This is a genomic window from Castellaniella sp., assembly GCF_041677825.1.
In the GTDB taxonomy this organism is placed as follows: Bacteria; Pseudomonadota; Gammaproteobacteria; order Burkholderiales; family Burkholderiaceae_B; genus Castellaniella.
Map to the genome: position 1 here is coordinate 1 of NZ_JBAYPG010000042.1, position 17,338 is coordinate 17,338.

A 17,338-nucleotide genomic window follows, 5' to 3' on the forward strand; every position below is an offset into this window, starting at 1 on the left:
GGCCATCTTCCTGGGCGCGTACAGCTCCGAGGCGCTGGGTGATTATTGCGCCGGCCCCAACCATGTGCTGCCCACGTCGCGCACGGCGCGTTTTTCATCGCCTCTGGGGGTGTACGATTTCCAGAAGCGCAGCAGCCTGATCCAGGTGTCGCCCGCCGGCGCGCAGACGCTGGGCCAGATCGCCGACACGCTGGCGCGTGGCGAAGGCCTGCCGGCGCACGCCGCCAGCGCCCGGTTGCGCCTGCATGCGGGGTCTGCCGATGCGGCTGCCCATGGGTTTGCCGATGCACCCGTCGATGCCCCGTCCAGTGCCTCTTCCTGATCCTCTGGCGGGCGCGGTATCCAGCACCCGCCGTCCTTGCACGGAGCCCTGACCCTTTCATGAGCCCTCGTACCGCCAGCGTAGAACGCAACACCAACGAAACCCGCATCCGCGTCAGCCTGAACCTGGATGGCAGTGGCCAGCGCACGCTGCAGACCGGCGTACCCTTCCTGGATCACATGCTCGACCAGATCGCCCGCCACGGCCTGATCGACCTCGACATCCACTGCGAGGGTGATACGTACATCGACGACCACCACAGCGTGGAAGACGTGGGCATCACGCTGGGGCAGGCACTGGCCCAGGCGGTGGGCAACAAGGCCGGGCTGCGGCGCTACGGGCACGCCTACGTGCCGCTGGATGAATCCCTGTCGCGCGTGGTGATCGACCTGTCCGGGCGCCCGGGGCTGTTCTATCACGTGGATTATGCGCGCGCGCGCATCGGCCAGTTCGATGTGGACCTGGCGCGCGAATTCTTCCAGGGCTTTGCCAACCACGCGGCCGCCACGCTGCATATCGACAACCTGCGCGGCGAGAACGCCCACCATCAGTGCGAAACCATCTTCAAGGCCTTTGGGCGCGCGCTGCGCATGGCGCTCGAGGTCGATCCGCGCGCCGGCGGGGCCATCCCGTCCACCAAGGGCGCGCTGTAAGCCATCATGGGTCGGATCGCCATCGTGGATTACGGCATGGGCAATTTCCACTCGGTGGCGCGGGCGCTGCAAGCGGTGGCGCCCGACCAGGACATCCGCATGGCGCGTCGCGCAGCGGACATCCGCGCAGCCGACCGCGTGGTGCTGCCCGGCCAGGGGGCGATGCCCGACTGTATGCGCACGCTGCGCGCCTCGGGCCTGCTCGACGCGCTGCTGGATGCGGCGCGCAGCAAACCGCTGCTGGGGGTGTGCGTGGGCGAGCAGATGCTCTTCGAAGCCAGTGAAGAGGGCCCGGTGGCTGGTCTGGGCCTGCTGCGCGGGCGCGTACTGCGCTTTGGCGGCCCCGGTTTTGCACAACCTGCGGGGACCCGATCTGCCGCCGAGGCCCGAGCGGCTGTAGGGGCCCGACCGGCTGCAGCGGCTCGATCTGCCGCCGGGCCTCGATCGGCTGCAGGTGCCCGATCGGCTGCGGATATACAGATCGTGGCCGGGCAATCTGCAGATTCGGCAGGCGGCGCTGCCGCCACCGGCGCCGGGCCGCTGAAGATCCCGCACATGGGCTGGAATGCAGTTCAACAGGTGCGCCCGCACGCCCTGTGGCAGGGCATCGCTCAGGACACGCCGTTCTACTTCGTGCACAGCTATTTTGCGCAGCCAGACGACGCGGCCGTGGTGTACGGCAGCAGCCGATACGGCGGGCCGTTCTGTTGTGCGATTGCAGTCGACAATATTTTTGCCGTACAGTTTCATCCAGAAAAGAGTGCACGCCCCGGCCTGCGCCTGTACGATAACTTCATCCACTGGCGGCCATGATGCCGGCCGGCCGCATCCATTTTCATTCTCGATACGACGATCATGCTCCTCATCCCCGCCATAGACCTCAAAGACGGGCACTGCGTGCGCCTGCGCCAAGGTGATCTGGGCGACGCCACCGTATTTTCAGATGACCCGGCCGCCATGGCCCTGCAATGGCTCGACCAGGGGGCGCGTCGCCTGCACCTGGTCGACCTGAACGGCGCCGTGGCCGGCCGGCCGCGCAACCGGGCCGCCATCGAAGCCATCGTGGATGCGCTCGAGGGCGAGATCCCGATCCAGATCGGGGGCGGCATCCGCGACCTCGATACGGTAGAAGACTATCTCGACAGCGGCATTTCCTATGTGATCATCGGCACGGCCGCAGTGAAGGATCCAGGTTTCCTGAGCGATGCCTGCACGGCATTTCCGGGCCATATCATCGTGGGCCTCGATGCACGCGACGGCAAGGTGGCCACCGATGGCTGGTCCAAGCTCACGCGCCACGACGTACTCGATCTGGCCACCAAGTTCGAAGACCAGGGGGTCGAGGCGATCATCTATACCGACATCGGGCGCGACGGCATGCTCTCCGGGGTCAATATCGAGGCCACGCTGCGGCTTGCACAACAGGTGCGCATCCCCATCTTCGCCTCGGGCGGGGTGCACGGCATGGACGACATCCGCGCGCTGTGCGCGGCGTCCGACGACGGCATCGAGGGCGCGATTCTGGGGCGCAGCCTGTACGAAGGCACGCTGGACTTCACCCAGGCGCAGGATCTGGCCGATACGCTGTGCGGCGGAGATCAGGCATGACGGCGGCCGGGTCCGGCACGGTAGCCGGTGGCTCCAGCACGGTAACCGGTGGACCCGGCATGGCAGCGGATGATTCCGGCATGACGGCCGGTGCAGCGGGCGCACGCGACTCCACCCTGTGCTGCCGCATCATCCCCTGCCTGGATGTGAACGCCGGGCGCGTGGTCAAGGGGGTGAATTTCGTCCACCTCAAGGATGCCGGCGATCCGGTCGAGATTGCCCGCCGCTACGATGAACAGGGGGCCGATGAGCTCACGTTCCTCGATATCACTGCCAGTACAGAAGACCGCGACCTGATCCTGCCCGTGATCGAGGCCGTGGCACGCCAGGTGTTCATCCCGCTCACGGTGGGCGGTGGCGTGCGCCAGCTGGCCGACGTGCAGCGCCTGCTCGATGCGGGTGCCGACAAGGTCTCGGTGAACAGCGCGGCCGTGGCGCGGCCCGCGCTCATCGAAGAGATCTCGCGCCATCACGGCGCGCAGTGCCTCGTGGTGGCCATAGACGCGCGCCGGGTATCTGCCGAGGGTGAGCCGGCCCGCTGGGAAGTCTTCACCCACGGCGGCCAGCGCGCCACGGGGCTGGACGCCGTCCAGTGGGCCCGGCGCATGGCCGACGCGGGGGCGGGCGAGCTGCTGCTCACCAGCATGGACCGCGACGGCACGAAAGAAGGCTTCGATCTGGCCCTGACGCGCGCCGTGGCCGATGCAGTGCCGGTGCCAGTGATCGCCTCGGGTGGGGTGGGCACGCTGCAACACCTGGCCGACGGCATCCTGAAAGGGCATGCCAGCGCGGTGCTGGCTGCCAGCATCTTTCATTTCGGCCAGCATACCGTGGGTGAGGCCAAGGCCTACCTGGCTGCACAAGGCATCCGGGTGCGCGACACCCGCCATCCGGGGGCGGCATGACCACTCCGGATGACGGCTGGCTGGCCGAACTGCGCTTCGATGCCCAGGGGCTGATTCCGGCCATCGCTCAGGATGCGGCCACCGGCCAGGTGCTGATGGTGGCCTGGATGAACGCCGAAGCCCTGCGTGAAACCGTGCGCACCGGCCAGGCCGTGTACTACTCACGCTCGCGCCAGCGCCTGTGGCGCAAGGGCGAACAATCCGGCCACGTACAGCAGGTGCACGACATCCGCCTGGATTGCGATGGCGACGTGCTGTTGCTGCAGGTGCACCAGGCCGGCGGCATGGCCTGCCACACCGGTCGCGCACGCTGCTTCTTCCGGCAACTGCAGGCGTGGGGCGATGCCGCATTGCAAGCAGGCGCAGGCATCCCGCCCGAACACTCCGATCTGGGCTGGGCCAGCACCGACCCGGTGCTGAAGGACCCCGACGAGATCTACGGCACGCACGCGACGGCGGTGCCCTCAGGCAGCGAACCCATGCCGGCAACGAGCAAGGCGGCCGGGCAGGGCATGCTGGGCGATACCGACCCGACCACTGTCGAGCACGAGCCTCCCGCCGCAAACACCACGGGCGCCCTGCTGGCGCGGCTGGCCGATACGCTGGCCAGCCGGCTGCCGGCGCGTGGCGGCGATCCGCAGACATCGTATGTGGCGCGGCTGCTGGCCAGGGGGCCGGATGCCTACCTGAAGAAGATCGGCGAAGAAGCCACCGAACTGGTCATGGCGGTCAAGGATGGCCAGCCCGAGCGCATCGTGGCCGAAACGGCCGATCTGTGGTTCCACTGCCTGGTGGCCCTGACCGCCCAGGGCCTGCGCCCCGAAGACGTGCTGGCCGAACTCGCACGCCGCGAAGGGCTGTCGGGGCTGGCGGAGAAGGCGGCACGGGGCGGGGGTTGATCGGTGCGGTCAGCTTCTTTCGTTGATCGCTGTATCCAGCCGTTTCCGCAATAGTGGATAGATTCGCCACGGACGCAGCGCGTTGACATCGGCCAGCGTCGAGCGTTTGATCGGCTCGCGAAAGCCCATGTGGTAGAGCTTGTCCTTCTGGGCGGCCAGGCCGACTTCGATGTCGCGCAGACTCTCCCGGTAGGTCAGCTGCGCGAAGGCCATGACCCGAAACTGCTCTGCACAGGTGATCATGGCTGTCCGCTTTCCCTCCATCAATTTAACTGGACACTAGTGTTCGAATGTTCGAGCAACAGATGGTGCATTGGACGTATGTTGCGTGTTGCGCAATGCGCATTTATCATGGGAATGATCAAGTCATTTCGTCACAAGGGTCTGCGCAGATTCTTCGAGACCGGCAGCGCTGCGGGTGTTCAGGCAAGCCATGTCAGGCGTTTACGCATGCAGCTGACAGCTTTGGACACGGCAACCACGGTTGATGACATGGATTTGCCAGGCTTTCGCCTGCATTCGCTCAAAGGTGACCAGAAAGGCCGATGGGCGGTGACTGTCAATGGAAACTGGCGCATCACGTTTGAGTTCGTCGATGGTAATGCGTACATCATCGACTACGAGGATTATCACTAATGACAATGTACAACCCCCCGCATCCTGGTGAGTTCATCACTGAGGTTTATCTCGCGCCTTACGGGATCAGCGCCAGAGAATTGGCATTACGCTTGGACGTTGCTGCGTCGACGATTAGCCGAGTGCTGAAGGGCACCAGTCGCGTTACCCCGGATATGGCGTTGCGTCTATCCAAGGCGCTGGGTCGCAGCCCCCGAAGTTGGCTAGCCATGCAGGATACTCATGATCTGTGGATCGCGCAGCAGAATTCAGATTTATCTGGGGTCAGCAGGCTTGAATTGCTGGAAGCCTGATTGGCGTGCACTGAACGTGACGGCAGCACATCATCTACCCGTGTAGTGGCAGGGGGGGCCGAATGCCGGCCTGGATCCAATATATGGATCCAATGTACTCAAAGAATCCCCTGTTCCGGGTATGGCGCATTGTTTTCGACCCGTTCATAACCCAGGCGCGACAGGTCCATGGTCCGGTATTCACTATAAATGATCAGTTCGGCCATGGCCATGGCAGCGGCCGGGGCGTGCATCATCCCGTGGCCGGAGAACCCGGCCACCGTATACAGATTGGGCAGGCGGGTGTTCCAGGCGCCGATCACGGGGTTGCCATCCAGCTCATTGACCTCGTAGAGCCCGGCCCAGGTGCGGTGGCACCGGGCGGCTTCGAAGGCAGGAAACCGGTGTGCGAGCGCTGGCCACACCACGCGCTCGAAATAGCCGTGGTCGACCTCGAAATTGAAGCCGCGGGTCTCATCACCGTCGACCAGACCACCTGAGTATCCCTGGCCTTCGGAGCGGAAAGCGAGCCGGGCAAGATCCTTGACATACGGCAGCGGCCCGATGACACTGCCCGGTGTGAAGTAGTGCTCGAAACGGCGCATGGGCACGATGGGCAGCCGCATGCCGAACAGGCCAGCCAGTTCGCCCGACCAGGCCCCCGCCGTGTTCACGAAGGCCTGCGCCGTAACCCGCGTGCCATCCTCCAGCTGGATCGAATCGACCTTGGCAGCACCGACAGACGCGGCAACGACCTTGTTGGCCCGATACGTGGCACCCAGTTCCTCGGCCTTGTGCCTGAAGCCCCACAACAGGCCATTGGGGTCGCACCAGCCATCACCCGGGCTGTGGGCACCGAGTGCCAGATCATCCACGTGCATGGCCGGAAAGCGCGCCTTGAGCGCCGCCCGATCGAGCAGGTCGACGTGCGCACCGCGGGCCACCTGCTGGCGGACATTGCGCTCGAGCTGATTGGCGACCCCGGCGGGTACGATGAACAGATAGCCCCCTTCGACCCAGTCGACGTGCGCCTCGTGGCGCGCCGTACCCATGCGCTCAGAAAATGTCTTGATGAAGTCGATGCTGTACAAGGACATGTCGATATTTTCGGGGGCCGTGAACTGGACCCGGCAGCCCCCGGAGGATAAGGTCGAAGAGGCGTATTGATAGGTGGGATCGGGTTCGATCACACAGACTTCGCTCGCAGGGCTCAGCTGCTTGACGAAGTACGCCAGGGCGCTGCCCACGACGCCCCCGCCCATGATGACGATGTCGGCGTTCACTGAATATACGGTCATTTTTTCATCCACACCCGAGGCGTGCGGGCCCGGGCTTGTACGGGTTGATCACGGTTCCTGATCCAGAATCACAGAATGCGGCTCAGGAACGCCCGCGCCCTGTCGGTGGCCGGGTCATTGAAAAAATCGTTCGGATTGCGGTCTTCGACGATTTCGCCCTCGTCCATGAACAGGATGCGGTCGGCCACCCGCCTGGCGAAACCCATTTCGTGCGTCACGACCAGCATGGTCATGCCTTCTTCGGCCAGGCGGGTCATCACCTCAAGGACCTCGCCCACCATTTCCGGGTCGAGCGCCGAGGTGGGCTCATCGAACAGGATCACCTGCGGGCGCATGGCCAGCGCCCTGGCAATGGCCGCCCGCTGCTGCTGGCCGCCCGAGAGCTGGGCGGGATACTTGTCTGCCTGGGAGGCGATCCCCACGCTTTCGAGCAGTTGCAGCGCGTGCCGATGCGCCTCTTCCTTGCTGCTGCGGCGCAGCTTGCGGGGTGCCAGGGTCACGTTCTCGATGATGGTCAGGTGCGAGAACAGGTTGAAACTCTGGAAGACCATACCGACGTTGGCGCGCAGGTCACGCAATGCCTTGCCTTCGCAGGGCAGCGGCTGCCCTGCGATCTCGATGGTGCCCTTGTCGATGCTCTCGAGCCGGTTGATGGTACGACACAAGGTGGATTTGCCCGAGCCGGATGGACCACAGACGACCACGACCTGCCCCTTGCCGATCTGCAGGTCGATGTTCCTGAGCACCTGGAAGTCGCCATACCATTTGCTGACGTCGCGCAGCGCTATCATGATGTCGTGCATGTCTTTGCGTCCTCTCGGGTCATTGATCGAGGCTTGCCGCGCCCCGCTCAGTGACCGGATGCTGCATGGGTTTTCCTGTGGGCAATCCAGTGACTCATCCGGGCCACCGCCAGATTGATGGCGACATAGACCACGCCGATGACGATGTAGGTCTGCAGTGGGTTGCCCAGCTGAAGTGCGGCATTCTGCGCCTTGGCGGTCATTTCGTGGAAGCCCACGATGAAGCCCAGGGCGCTGTCCTTGATGATGATGATGAACTGGCTGATCAACGCGGGGATCATCAGGCGTATCGCCTGCGGCACCAGAACGTGCCTGAGCGTCTGGAATTCGGAAAACCCCAGTGCAAGCGAGGCCGAGCGCTGCCCGGCGGGCAGCGCGGCGATGCCGGCCCGCATGATTTCGGCAATGACGGCCGAGTTGTACAGCAGCAGGGCGATCACCACCACCGTGTAGGCGGATATGTTCAGATGCAGCACCAGGGGTACGCCAAGGAAAAGAAACAGCATGTTCAGCAGCACGGGGATGCCGCGAAACACCTGCACATAGGCGCCGATCACCAGGCTCAGCCACGCCAGGCCCAGGGCCCGGCCCATGGCCAGGACGACGCCGGCCAGCAATGAAAGCACCAGGGCCACCAGCGAGGCACTCAGGGTCTGGAGCAGCCCGTCGCCCAGGAACTTCAGCAGCTTGATGTTGGTGACGAAGGGCAGCCATTTCTGCGGCGCCAACTGGCCGCGCGCATCCAGGCGCCAGACGACATAGGCCCCGATCAGCAGCAGGCACAGCACCCAGATCAGCGTGGCGATACGGATCAGGCGCAGACCGCGCGGCCCCGGGCTGTCGAACAACGCGTTCTGCTTCATCGCGTCAACCTGACCTTGCGCTCGATCAGGTCACCCAGCAGGCCCATGCCCAGCGACAGGGCCAGATAGATGCCGGCCGTCAGGATCATGATCTGGATCACGTAGCTGCTGTTCTGATTGACCATTTCGACCATGACACCGGTGGCCTCGAGCACACCGAATGCACTGGCAATGGAGGTGTTTTTCAGCAGGGCGATGTAATTGCTGGTCATGGGCGGCACGATGGAACGCGCCGCCTGCGGCAGGATCAGGCTGGCCAGCAACTGGTGCCATGAAAGCCCCAGTGCTCGTGCGGCCTCGACTTCGCCCACGGCCACCGAGAGCACCCCGGAACGCAGGGTTTCGGCCACGAAGGTTGCCGTATACAGGGTCAGGGCGAGCCAGGCGAACGGGAAGAATGGCAGCACGAAGCCGACCTGGGGCAAGCCGAACACAACCAGAAAGAACACGATGGTGAGCGGCGTGTTGCGCACCACCTGAATGTAGACCGCTGCCGTTTTCTGCAGGGGTGACACCGGCAGAATGCTGGCGATCGTCAGCAGCACCCCCAGCAGGGTGGCACTGACGATGGTCAGCACGGTCAGCGCGACGGTCGTCAGGAACGCCGCGCCGATCGTGAGGATGATGGCCGAGAACGCCACGTCAGCCAACTACCGGCATGTGCCGCCAGGTGCAGGCGGGTTGGGTACGGGCCCTGACAGCACGGTGCCCAGCGTATCCTTGTAGGCCTGTGCCCACGAGCCGTCGGCATAGATCTCATCCAGGGTCTTGTTGATCCACTTGCAGAAGACCTTGTCATCGGTCTTCTGGATGCCGACCCCGTATTCTCCCGGGCGATACTCGATGCTGGTGATGACCTCGAGTTTGCCGTCGTGCTGCGCGGCCAGCGCGGCCAGGATTGCATTCTCGGTGGATGACGCATCGACCTGCCCGTTGATGATGGCTTCGGCGCATTTCGCGCTGGAGTCGAAGTAGACGAGGCTGTCGCTCAGGTAGGAATAATGCGCTTTGATGTAGGGCACGATGGCTGCACCCAGGGGCACGCACAGCTTGTGGCCTTCGAGGTCTTCCATTTTCGAGATCTTGAGCGGATTGCCCTTGGGCACCATGATGGAGTTGGGCGTGATGTAGTAGGGGCCGGCGAAATCCACGACCTTCTGGTTTTCAGGGTTGATGGTGTACGCCGCCAGGATCATGTCCACCTTGGATTCCGACAGGAAGGGCTCACGGGTGGACGTGGTAACCGGCACGAACTCGACCTTGTCGGGCGCAATCCCCAACTTGCCGGCAATGAGCCTGGCGATTTCGATGTCGAAACCGGTGTAGCCATCGAACGACTGAAAACCCACCAGCGGGTACTGGCTCTGCGTGCCGACCTTCATGGTGCCCGCCTTGGACAGTTGCGCCATCTTGCTGCCTTCAGGGAAGGTTTCCGCATGCAGCGCAGTCGAAAATGAAGCGGCTGCCGCCATGAACACTGAACACAGGGCCAATGAAAAAGCCGATGACAGCGTGTTGTGCCTGTACATTGTCATACCTCCGAATACCAGAAAACGATGTGTTGAAGCCGGCGCCACCCACGGGCGTATCCGGCATCGATGAAGCGAAAATCCGTGCTGCGACCTGGCGCCCGGCCCGTATCAGAGGGTGGCGTGCCGGGACTGCAGTTCTTTGTTGCTGTTGACCAATGCCCTCCGGGTTGCGTTGATGTGGTCTTCGAGAATACCGACGGCAAGCCCCACATTGCCTGCAGCGCATGCGTCGAGTATCTGGTGATGGTCTCTTTGCGGCTCGGTCTTGCCCGAGACCAGGGACACGTATGTCCGCAGGAAGCGGCTGTTCGACAGGACGTTGTCTTCGATCAGTTTCAAAAGCCGGGGCCGGGCACAGGGGGTGTAGAGCCCCATGTGGAAGCGCAGGTTCAGATCGCGCCAGGCGTGCGGGCTGATGCTTTCATCGTATTCATCGAGGATGGCTTGCAGCTCGTTCAGGTCGTGCGCGGTGTATCTGGGCACGGCCAGGCGCAGCGCATGGGTTTCGAGCGCGATGCGGATGTCGAACGAGTCGTAGAGTTCATCGAGCGTGACACCGGCCACGAAGGCGCCGCGGTTTTTCTTGAGCGTGACGAGCCCTTCGGCCTTGAGCTGATTCAGGGCTTCGCGTACGGGTATGCGGCTGACCCCGTATTGATCGGCAATTTCGGACTGCAGCAATTGCAGATTGGGCGGCAACACGCCTTCGAGGATCTTGTTGCGGAGATCGTGCACGATCATCCGGGTACCGGATCCGGCATCGGCCGCTGCCGCGTCATTGCCCATCAGAGTTCACCCTGGCCATGGGCCTGTATCTCGGCCATCAGTGCCGGATCGTCATAACGACCCAGGGTGAGGCTGGATGCGAGCGCCGATGGCGTCTTGCGCGCGACCCACGCGGCACACAGCGACCCGGCCGCACAGGCGCCCATGGTGCCGTAGCCCGACAGGGCCACCGCCATGAAGGCGGCGTGGCCATCCAGTGGCCCGATCAGGGGCAGGTTTTCATCATTCATGGTGTAGTAGCCGCCATAATGGCTGATCGCCGCCGGAAGATGGCCAAGGTAAGCCTTCAGGCCAGGATGCAGGCGGCTGGCCCCGCGCAGGACGATCTCGGGAAACTGGCTGTCCAGTGGTTCGCCCTGCCGGATGTCGGACCGCGCCTTGTTGTAGGCCCAGCCCAGCTTGATGCGCTGGCCGGATCTCGGGCCATCCGGGCGACAATGAATATTGCCGGGCATGGCATCGAGCAGATGACGCATTTCGGGGTCGTCGTTTATGAGTGCCCGTTCTTCATCGGCCCAGGCCAGAGTCTGCCCATCGATGTCGATGGCGAACGGCATGTCGCGCAGGATGGCCTGCAGCACGTCGTCGAAGGCGATTTTCTGCTGGTATACGTTGTAGATGGGCAGATTCTGGCCGAGCATCCGGGCCACATCATTGGCATGCGGCCCGGCCGCATTGACAATGGCGTCAGCCACCAGCGTCTGCGAGCCGCCTGCGCCATCGAGCACGTCCAGGTGATACTGACCAGCATGGCTGATGCCCACCACCCGCCCCGGATGGACGTGGACGCCCCTGGCCCGCAGTGCATCGAGCATGACCCGGCCCAGATCATGTGCACTGATCGACCCGGCACGGCGGATGTGGATGACCGATTCGATGTCTGGTGCGAACTCGGGAAACGCCTGGTGCACCAGATCAGCCCCCAGGATGACATCGACCCCATCGGGGGCCTCTTGCCATGCGCAGGTTCTGTCGAACCTGTACTGACCCAGGCTGGCGTCGTGAGTGCGGATTTCACCCGCCCCGTTCGCATAGGTTCGGTGCAGGTTCTCGATGAGCTCTGCGGGCTGCCTGTTGCGCGTGGCCAGGGCATAGCCGCCACGCTTCATGGCCAGCGCCCCAGGGTGGGCCTTTTCGATCTGTTCCATGAGCGAGATGGAGTGACTGGTGAACTCGGTCATGATGGCGTGCGGCCACCAGTCGCGATAGTTTTCGCCCGATTGCGCCGAGGTCAGGCTCATGGGGGGCAGGGGATCGAGCAGCACGATATTGTCGATGCCCTGCTCGGTGGCCAGATAGTAGGCCACGGCAATGCCCACATTGCCTGCGCCGATGACCGCGACCTGCGCATTCTGCCTGAAAGTATTTGCCATGTTCGGATATTTGTCAGGTTCCACGGAAACGCCATGCCACCTGCAGATCATGTGTATCCGCGGGGCTGCCATCAGCCCACGGATCAAGTGTATACAATTTTGGATACGTTCAACACACTAGGACATACCCTTGGCCGCCAGCGAGTTCCTGCGCATCCGGAACCCGGCCACCCTGAAAATATGGCAAGATACGAGATTGAGCGGGTCGCGGTACGACCCGACAACTGCGAGCCCCCATGAGTCAAGATTGTCTGTTCTGCAAGATCGCCCGGCACGAGATCCCGGCCCGTATCGTCCACGAAGATGATGAATTCATCGCCTTTCACGATATCAGCCCCATGGCGCCGGTGCACATACTGCTCATCCCCAAGCACCACGTGGTCTCGCTGGCCGACCTGACCGAGGCCGATGCCGCCTGGACGGCCCGCATGCTGCAGCTGGTGCCGCGCCTGGCGCGTGAAAACGGCTGCAATCCCCTGCCCGAAGGCGGCTTTCGTCTGGTGGCCAACAATGGCACCGAAGGCGGGCAGGAAATCGATCATCTGCATTTCCATATCCTGGGTGGCGCCCGCCCCTGGTCCAAACGCGCGGCACCGGCTGCATAAGGAGTCTTCATGGGTAGTTTCAGCATCTGGCACTGGCTGATCGTTCTGGTCATCGTGGCCCTGATCTTCGGCACCAAGAAATTGCGCAACGTGGGCGAAGACCTGGGCGGGGCCGTGAAGGGTTTCAAGAAAGGCATGAAAGAGGCCGAGGCCGAAGACGGGGCCGCCAAGCCTGCCGTCACGCAACAGGTGCGCGACGACAACACCGTGGATGTCCAGGCGCGCGAAAAGTCCGACACCTGACACCTGAACCCACACGCTGCGCCTGGGTCCCCCATTGCGGGATCGCCAGGCGTGGCGACATAGCCCTGATGCCCAGCCGCCTGCCCCACCATGTTTGATATCAGTTTCAGCGAGCTGATGCTGATCGGCGTGATCGCGCTGATCGTGATCGGCCCCGAGCGCCTGCCCAAGGTGGCCCGAACGGTCGGCCACCTGCTGGGGCGCGCGCAGCGCTATGTCAATGAAGTCAAGTCCGACATCCAGAAAGAGGTGGACCTGAAAGAGATCAGCGACATCAAGAACCAGATGCAGGACGCGGCTCAATCGGTGAAGTCATCCATGACGTCGTCGGTCGAAGAGCTCAAGGCCAGCGTGACGCAACCCACCCAGGCGCTGAAAGACAGCCTCGAGCAGGCGCGCAAGGCACTGGATGTGAAATCAGCGCTGAACACGCCGCCCGACGAGGCAGCGACTGCGGTGGCGGGCGAGGTGGCGGGCGAGTCCACCACACTGGCGGGCGATGCGGCCGCACTGGCCCCGGCCCCGGCCCCGACGGGGGCCGCTGAAGAATCGGCCACACCGGCTCCCAGTCCCGGGGTACCGGCGGACGAGACGGCCGTATCCGCCATGACGCCGACGGCAGCGGGCGCGGAATCCGGCGCGGATGTGGCCGAACCCGCGCGGTCGAACCTGGAATCCGCAGGCCCCATCACACTGCCCCCCGGGCCAGCGCCTACGGAGACCAGGCCCTCAGAACCCGTGACCCGATCCGAATGACCGACGCCGCCGATTCCTCCTCGCAGGACACTTTCATCTCGCACCTGATCGAGCTGCGTTCGCGGCTCATGCGGGCGGTGGTGGCCGTGCTGGCCATCTTCGTGGTGCTGTTCCTGTATCCCGGGCCCTCGGCCATCTACGACGTGCTGGCCCAGCCCATGCTGTCCTCGCTGCCGCAGGGTACGCGCATGATTGCCACCGGGGTGATCACGCCCTTCATGGTGCCCATCAAGGTGACCCTGCTGGCCGCCTTCGTGCTGGCCCTGCCCTATGTGCTGTACCAGGCCTGGGCCTTCGTGGCGCCGGGCCTGTACCGCCACGAGCAGCGTCTGGCCCTGCCGCTCATCATCTCCAGCACGCTGCTGTTCCTGCTGGGCATGGCCTTCTGCTATTTCGTGGTGTTTCACACGGTCTTCAGCTTCATCGCCAATTTTGCGCCCGAATCCATCACCCCGGCGCCGGACATCGAAGCCTACGTGAATTTCGTGCTGACCCTGTTCATCGCGTTCGGGGTCACCTTCGAAGTGCCGATTGCGGTGATCCTGCTGGTCAAGACCGGTATGGTGTCGGTGAAGAAGCTGCGCGAGGTACGCGGCTACGTGATCGTGGGGGCCTTCGTGCTGGCCGCCGTCGTCACCCCGCCCGATGTGCTCAGCCAGATCCTGCTCGCCCTGCCGCTGTGCCTGCTGTATGAAATCGGCATCCTGGCGGGCCGCATGATCGAAAAGCAGAAAGCCGAGGCCGCCGAAGCCGAGGCAACCGAAGAAGCACGCGAGGTCAGCGAATGAGCTGGCTGCCAGGCGTGGATGCGCCCGGCACCCGAAACGTCAGATAAAAAGGAGGACGGCATGAATTACGGGTTGAGTATCTTGTTTCGCTTGATCCCTCTGGTCATGGGGTTGATCTGTTTTTTTCTGGGCCTCAACGTACTGGGCCTGCATGATGGGCCGGGTTCGTTCGTTTCGGGCCATGTGCTGATCTCACTGGCGGCCATCTGCTACGCGCTGTTTACCACGGCCTCGGTGATCATCCAGCAATTGATCGGCTCATTCAACCGGTTCCTGATGTTCCTGTGGCCCACGACGGGTTATCTCGCGGCACTCGTGACCATTGTGTGGGGCGCGTCTGTCCTGGGCAAGGGCGACGCCGACCATTTCGTGGCCGGGCACGTGATCATCGGCGTGGGCATGATTGCCGCCTGTGTGTCCACGGTCGCGGCAGCTTCGGGCAAGTTCACGCTGATCCCCGCAAATGCCGCGGGCCAGGCAGCGACGGGGGTCCCCGCGACCGCCTATTCGCGCGCCGTGGCACGGGCGTTCGTGCTCGTCCCGGGCGTGCTTTTTGTGATTGGTCTCTTGTGGGCGCTGGGCCTGCTGATCCGGCACGGGGCAGCCAGCGAAATCGTGGCAGGCAATGTCCTGCTGGGCCTGAGCCTCATCTGCGGCAGCCTGATCGCCCTGGTGGGCACCATTGTGCGCCAGGTCAGAAACGAGTTTGGCGAAAGAGAGCGCTGGCATTAGGGCTGGTGGGTCATGCTGATGGGCAGTGTTGCGATCCTGCTGGGCCTGTACGACCTGTATGCTGCCGACGCCAGTGTCACTACGGCACCCGGGCTGGTCCTGATCGGCCTGGGCATGGTCTGCTACAGCATTTCGTCCAAGGTCTGGCTGCTGGCGCTGGTCTGGCGGCGCACCTGTGGCCTGGCCAACCGCATCCCCTTGATCCCCGTGTTCACCTGCCTGTTCTGCCTGTTCACCGCCATGTTCCTGGTCGACATGGCGCAGGATCAATCAGTGTACTTCATCCCGTCGAGGGTGCTCGCCGGCCTGGGTGCGGTCTGCTTCACCCTGTTTTCGATTGTGTCCATTCTGGAGGCGGGTACGTCGAAAGCGTGAGGCGGCCTCAGCGTGCTTCTCGCAGCGCCCGCCGCAGAATCTTGCCGGTGGCCGTCTTGGGCAGTTCGTCGAGGATCGCGATGATGCGTGGGCATTTATAGGCGGCCAGATGCAACCTGCAGTATTCGACCAGTTCCGTGTCACTCAGGTGGCCGCCGGGTTTCAGGCTGATGAAGGCCTTGACCGTTTCGCCACGGTAGTCATCCGGTACGCCAATGACCGCCGCTTCAAGTACGGCCGGATGATCATAAAGCACGTCTTCCACTTCCCTGGGCCACACTTTATAGCCTGAGGCATTGATCATGTCTTTCTTGCGATCGACGATGAAAAACCAGCCATCCTCGTTCATGTAGCCCACATCGCCCGTTCTGAAGTACTGCCCCAGGAAGGCCTCACGGGTGGATTCCGGATTGTTCCAATAGCCCGGAACGATCTGGGGCCCTTTGAGCATGATTTCACCAATGGCCCCAGGAGGCAGTGCCATGCCATCGTCATCGGCAATGTAGGCATCTGTATCATAGACGGGCACGCCGACGGACAGCGCGTTGTTCGAATCCAGAGGTGTATCCAGATTGCGGGGCACGGACAGTGCAAGGGCTGTGCTTTCGGTCAGGCCATACGTACAGCGTATGGGGCGGCCGAATTTTTCTTCAAACTGCCTCGATACGGCCGGCGGGACAGGCGCACCGCCCGTGTAGATCTTGTCCAGGGTCTCAAAATGGGCCGCCTGGACACCTTCGTGGTTCATCAAGGCGATGAAAGCCGTGATTGCGCCAATGATGAACTCCCCTCTTTGCTCACGGATGGCTTCAGCCAAAACGGCCGGGTGAAATCGTGAGGTCAAAATGACCGGAGCCAGACAGGCAAATGCCACGGCGATGTTCACCACCAGGCCCGTGATATGGAACAAAGGAGCCAGCCCTACGATTGCACCACCATCCCGCAAGGCCATCCAGTCACGAAATAATTCTGCATCGATGGCAATATTGGCATGAGTGATGATGGCCCCCTTGGGCGCGCCCGTCGTGCCCGACGTGTATACCAGCATGGCGGGTGCTGCAGGGTCGGCCTGTGTGGCCAGGGCATCCGTTGCCTTCGCGTCCACCATGCCGTCACCGATAAAATCAGCCAGGCACTGCACGCCTTCGCATGGTGAATCATCATCCGTGGTGATCACCCGGCTGTCATTTCGAGTCTGAAATTCTCCGGCACTGGTGACGATGGGCACCACCTGCGGAAAGGCGCCCAGCACCTCTTGGGCAACGGCCCTGTAAAGGCCGTTCTGCATGACGATCACAGCGGCTGCGCTGTCGCGCAGCAACTGGGCCAATTCGCGTGCCCGATTCATGGGATTGATGGTCACGCCAATTGCACCGGCTTTCCAGATCCCCAGGGCACAGATGACGAATTGGGGAATATTCTGCATGTACAGGGCCACCCTATCCCCTGGCTGGACTCCCAATTCATGCAGACTCAAAGCAAATCGTGTCGAGCGCCGATCCAGTTCGTCATAAGTGATGGTGCGGTCGAAATAATGGATCGCTGGCTGGTGCCGAGCATGCTGCAGCGCATGCCGGTACAAGCCGAGCAGGTCTGCGTGGCGAGCCCGAAACGGCTTGTGGCCATGGGCAGGCTCAGGCGAGAATCGCAGCCACGGGCGATGTTGTGGCAGAGTGAACATGTTGCGGGATATGGACTGAAATGGTCATGCAATGCAAGCGTGTCCGGCGCGGGTCGCCCCGGACACGCTTGCGCCTGAAGTGCACCTAGCCCGGAAATTTCATTATTGTTGTAGAAACGGGTAGGCAATCTCGCGCCAAAGGCTTATGGTTACTGGTATTCGACACCACAACCAAAACGAGACTGCCTATGCCAAATCGTACCACTGA

At 63.0% G+C, this 17,338-nt stretch carries 20 protein-coding genes and 3 pseudogenes; 14 read left to right on the forward strand and 9 right to left on the reverse strand.

Going from position 1 to position 17,338, the window contains the following annotated elements:
• The 7 genes and pseudogenes from WCY17_RS13580 to WCY17_RS13610 all read left to right on the forward strand — a co-directional run.
• Positions 1 to 322: histidinol dehydrogenase (locus tag WCY17_RS13580; RefSeq protein ID WP_372702728.1), on the forward strand; the 322-nt coding region annotated here is incomplete at its 5' end.
• A gap of 59 nt (positions 323 to 381) precedes the next feature.
• A complete protein-coding gene (hisB, locus tag WCY17_RS13585) occupies positions 382 to 975 on the forward strand; it encodes an imidazoleglycerol-phosphate dehydratase HisB (RefSeq protein ID WP_372702729.1) in 594 nt (197 codons plus the stop codon).
• 6 nt (positions 976 to 981) lie between these two features.
• Positions 982 to 1,788 carry an imidazole glycerol phosphate synthase subunit HisH gene (locus WCY17_RS13590; RefSeq protein ID WP_372702730.1) on the forward strand — a complete coding sequence of 269 codons (807 nt, stop codon included), beginning with the start codon at positions 982 to 984 and terminating at the stop codon, positions 1,786 to 1,788.
• A gap of 42 nt (positions 1,789 to 1,830) precedes the next feature.
• Positions 1,831 to 2,583 carry a 1-(5-phosphoribosyl)-5-[(5-phosphoribosylamino)methylideneamino]imidazole-4-carboxamide isomerase gene (hisA, locus tag WCY17_RS13595; RefSeq protein ID WP_372702731.1) on the forward strand — a complete coding sequence of 251 codons (753 nt, stop codon included), beginning with the start codon at positions 1,831 to 1,833 and terminating at the stop codon, positions 2,581 to 2,583.
• Positions 2,584 to 2,663: 80 nt separating this feature from the next.
• Positions 2,664 to 3,488 carry an imidazole glycerol phosphate synthase subunit HisF gene (gene hisF / locus WCY17_RS13600; RefSeq protein ID WP_372702743.1) on the forward strand — a complete coding sequence of 275 codons (825 nt, stop codon included), beginning with the start codon at positions 2,664 to 2,666 and terminating at the stop codon, positions 3,486 to 3,488.
• Positions 3,485 to 3,928: pseudogene (gene hisI, locus WCY17_RS13605) on the forward strand (phosphoribosyl-AMP cyclohydrolase); the annotation flags it as partial. The gene hisF and the pseudogene hisI, both read left to right, overlap by 4 nt.
• Before the next feature lie 72 nt (positions 3,929 to 4,000).
• Entirely contained in the window at positions 4,001 to 4,387 is a 387-nt protein-coding gene (locus tag WCY17_RS13610) for a phosphoribosyl-ATP diphosphatase (protein WP_372702744.1), read from the forward strand.
• 36 nt (positions 4,388 to 4,423) lie between these two features.
• Here the strand turns inward: WCY17_RS13610 and WCY17_RS13615 are convergent.
• Positions 4,424 to 4,648, reverse strand: a pseudogene (locus WCY17_RS13615) (DUF4372 domain-containing protein); the annotation flags it as partial.
• 96 nt (positions 4,649 to 4,744) lie between these two features.
• Between WCY17_RS13615 and WCY17_RS13620 the strand changes: the two are divergent.
• Together WCY17_RS13620 and WCY17_RS13625 are read left to right on the forward strand one after the other, a co-directional pair.
• The gene (locus WCY17_RS13620; RefSeq protein ID WP_372702745.1) at positions 4,745 to 5,023 is read left to right on the forward strand and encodes a type II toxin-antitoxin system RelE/ParE family toxin; all 279 of its coding nucleotides are present in this window, start codon (positions 4,745 to 4,747) and stop codon (positions 5,021 to 5,023) included.
• The gene (locus tag WCY17_RS13625; protein WP_372702732.1) at positions 5,023 to 5,316 is read left to right on the forward strand and encodes a HigA family addiction module antitoxin; all 294 of its coding nucleotides are present in this window, start codon (positions 5,023 to 5,025) and stop codon (positions 5,314 to 5,316) included. The genes WCY17_RS13620 and WCY17_RS13625 overlap by 1 nt, the downstream gene beginning before the upstream one ends.
• Positions 5,317 to 5,414: 98 nt before the next feature.
• Here WCY17_RS13625 and WCY17_RS13630 read toward each other — a convergent pair whose 3' ends face one another.
• The 7 genes from WCY17_RS13630 to WCY17_RS13660 form a co-directional block, all read right to left on the reverse strand.
• The gene (locus WCY17_RS13630; protein WP_372702733.1) at positions 5,415 to 6,593 is read right to left on the reverse strand and encodes an NAD(P)/FAD-dependent oxidoreductase; all 1,179 of its coding nucleotides are present in this window, start codon (positions 6,591 to 6,593) and stop codon (positions 5,415 to 5,417) included.
• A gap of 68 nt (positions 6,594 to 6,661) precedes the next feature.
• Entirely contained in the window at positions 6,662 to 7,384 is a 723-nt protein-coding gene (locus WCY17_RS13635) for an amino acid ABC transporter ATP-binding protein (protein ID WP_372702746.1), read from the reverse strand.
• A gap of 59 nt (positions 7,385 to 7,443) precedes the next feature.
• Positions 7,444 to 8,259, reverse strand: coding sequence for an amino acid ABC transporter permease (locus WCY17_RS13640; protein WP_372702734.1), 816 nt, complete (start codon positions 8,257 to 8,259; stop codon positions 7,444 to 7,446).
• Entirely contained in the window at positions 8,256 to 8,900 is a 645-nt protein-coding gene (locus WCY17_RS13645; RefSeq protein ID WP_372702747.1) for an amino acid ABC transporter permease, read from the reverse strand. The genes WCY17_RS13640 and WCY17_RS13645 overlap by 4 nt, the downstream gene beginning before the upstream one ends.
• Before the next feature lie 9 nt (positions 8,901 to 8,909).
• Entirely contained in the window at positions 8,910 to 9,788 is an 879-nt protein-coding gene (locus tag WCY17_RS13650; RefSeq protein WP_372702735.1) for a transporter substrate-binding domain-containing protein, read from the reverse strand.
• Positions 9,789 to 9,899: 111 nt separating this feature from the next.
• Positions 9,900 to 10,577 (reverse strand): GntR family transcriptional regulator, encoded by a 678-nt coding sequence (locus WCY17_RS13655; RefSeq protein ID WP_372702736.1) that lies wholly within the window; start codon positions 10,575 to 10,577, stop codon positions 9,900 to 9,902.
• On the reverse strand, positions 10,577 to 11,950 hold the full coding sequence (locus WCY17_RS13660) for an NAD(P)/FAD-dependent oxidoreductase (protein ID WP_372702737.1): 1,374 nt from the start codon (positions 11,948 to 11,950) through the stop codon (positions 10,577 to 10,579). The genes WCY17_RS13655 and WCY17_RS13660 overlap by 1 nt, the downstream gene beginning before the upstream one ends.
• Positions 11,951 to 12,186: 236 nt before the next feature.
• On the opposite strand from WCY17_RS13660, the gene WCY17_RS13665 reads away from it, so the two are divergent.
• The 5 genes and pseudogenes from WCY17_RS13665 (at position 12,187) to WCY17_RS13685 (ending at position 15,449) form a co-directional block, all read left to right on the forward strand.
• Complete coding sequence (locus WCY17_RS13665; RefSeq protein WP_372702738.1) at positions 12,187 to 12,555, forward strand: histidine triad nucleotide-binding protein; 369 nt, start codon at positions 12,187 to 12,189, stop codon at positions 12,553 to 12,555.
• Between the two features lie 9 nt (positions 12,556 to 12,564).
• Positions 12,565 to 12,798 (forward strand): Sec-independent protein translocase subunit TatA, encoded by a 234-nt coding sequence (gene tatA / locus WCY17_RS13670; protein WP_372702739.1) that lies wholly within the window; start codon positions 12,565 to 12,567, stop codon positions 12,796 to 12,798.
• A 90-nt stretch (positions 12,799 to 12,888) separates the two neighbouring features.
• Complete coding sequence (gene tatB, locus WCY17_RS13675) at positions 12,889 to 13,554, forward strand: Sec-independent protein translocase protein TatB (RefSeq protein ID WP_372702740.1); 666 nt, start codon at positions 12,889 to 12,891, stop codon at positions 13,552 to 13,554.
• Complete coding sequence (tatC, locus tag WCY17_RS13680) at positions 13,551 to 14,342, forward strand: twin-arginine translocase subunit TatC (RefSeq protein ID WP_372702741.1); 792 nt, start codon at positions 13,551 to 13,553, stop codon at positions 14,340 to 14,342. The genes tatB and tatC overlap by 4 nt, the downstream gene beginning before the upstream one ends.
• 60 nt (positions 14,343 to 14,402) lie before the next feature.
• A pseudogene (locus tag WCY17_RS13685) lies at positions 14,403 to 15,449 on the forward strand (DUF2776 family protein).
• 7 nt (positions 15,450 to 15,456) lie between these two features.
• Here WCY17_RS13685 and WCY17_RS13690 read toward each other — a convergent pair.
• Positions 15,457 to 17,130: an AMP-binding protein gene (locus WCY17_RS13690; RefSeq protein WP_372702742.1), complete on the reverse strand. Its 1,674-nt coding sequence runs from the start codon at positions 17,128 to 17,130 to the stop codon at positions 15,457 to 15,459.
• Positions 17,131 to 17,338 lie beyond the last annotated feature (208 nt).

Excerpts from the sequence above, each read along its gene's own strand:
- WCY17_RS13625 (WP_372702732.1), top strand. The coding sequence starts at position 5,023 with ATGACAATGTACAACCCCCCGCATCCTGGTGAGTTCATCACTGAGGTT.
- WCY17_RS13660 (WP_372702737.1), bottom strand. The coding sequence starts at position 11,950 with ATGGCAAATACTTTCAGGCAGAATGCGCAGGTCGCGGTCATCGGCGCA.
- WCY17_RS13630 (WP_372702733.1), bottom strand. The coding sequence starts at position 6,593 with ATGACCGTATATTCAGTGAACGCCGACATCGTCATCATGGGCGGGGGC.
- hisF (WP_372702743.1), top strand. The coding sequence starts at position 2,664 with ATGACGGCCGGTGCAGCGGGCGCACGCGACTCCACCCTGTGCTGCCGC.
- tatB (WP_372702740.1), top strand. The coding sequence starts at position 12,889 with ATGTTTGATATCAGTTTCAGCGAGCTGATGCTGATCGGCGTGATCGCG.
- WCY17_RS13590 (WP_372702730.1), top strand. The coding sequence starts at position 982 with ATGGGTCGGATCGCCATCGTGGATTACGGCATGGGCAATTTCCACTCG.
- tatC (WP_372702741.1), top strand. The coding sequence starts at position 13,551 with ATGACCGACGCCGCCGATTCCTCCTCGCAGGACACTTTCATCTCGCAC.
- WCY17_RS13610 (WP_372702744.1), top strand. The coding sequence starts at position 4,001 with ATGCTGGGCGATACCGACCCGACCACTGTCGAGCACGAGCCTCCCGCC.
- WCY17_RS13690 (WP_372702742.1), bottom strand. The coding sequence starts at position 17,130 with ATGTTCACTCTGCCACAACATCGCCCGTGGCTGCGATTCTCGCCTGAG.
- hisA (WP_372702731.1), top strand. The coding sequence starts at position 1,831 with ATGCTCCTCATCCCCGCCATAGACCTCAAAGACGGGCACTGCGTGCGC.
- WCY17_RS13635 (WP_372702746.1), bottom strand. The coding sequence starts at position 7,384 with ATGATAGCGCTGCGCGACGTCAGCAAATGGTATGGCGACTTCCAGGTG.
- WCY17_RS13655 (WP_372702736.1), bottom strand. The coding sequence starts at position 10,577 with ATGGGCAATGACGCGGCAGCGGCCGATGCCGGATCCGGTACCCGGATG.
- WCY17_RS13665 (WP_372702738.1), top strand. The coding sequence starts at position 12,187 with ATGAGTCAAGATTGTCTGTTCTGCAAGATCGCCCGGCACGAGATCCCG.
- tatA (WP_372702739.1), top strand. The coding sequence starts at position 12,565 with ATGGGTAGTTTCAGCATCTGGCACTGGCTGATCGTTCTGGTCATCGTG.
- WCY17_RS13650 (WP_372702735.1), bottom strand. The coding sequence starts at position 9,788 with ATGTACAGGCACAACACGCTGTCATCGGCTTTTTCATTGGCCCTGTGT.
- hisB (WP_372702729.1), top strand. The coding sequence starts at position 382 with ATGAGCCCTCGTACCGCCAGCGTAGAACGCAACACCAACGAAACCCGC.
- WCY17_RS13640 (WP_372702734.1), bottom strand. The coding sequence starts at position 8,259 with ATGAAGCAGAACGCGTTGTTCGACAGCCCGGGGCCGCGCGGTCTGCGC.
- WCY17_RS13620 (WP_372702745.1), top strand. The coding sequence starts at position 4,745 with ATGATCAAGTCATTTCGTCACAAGGGTCTGCGCAGATTCTTCGAGACC.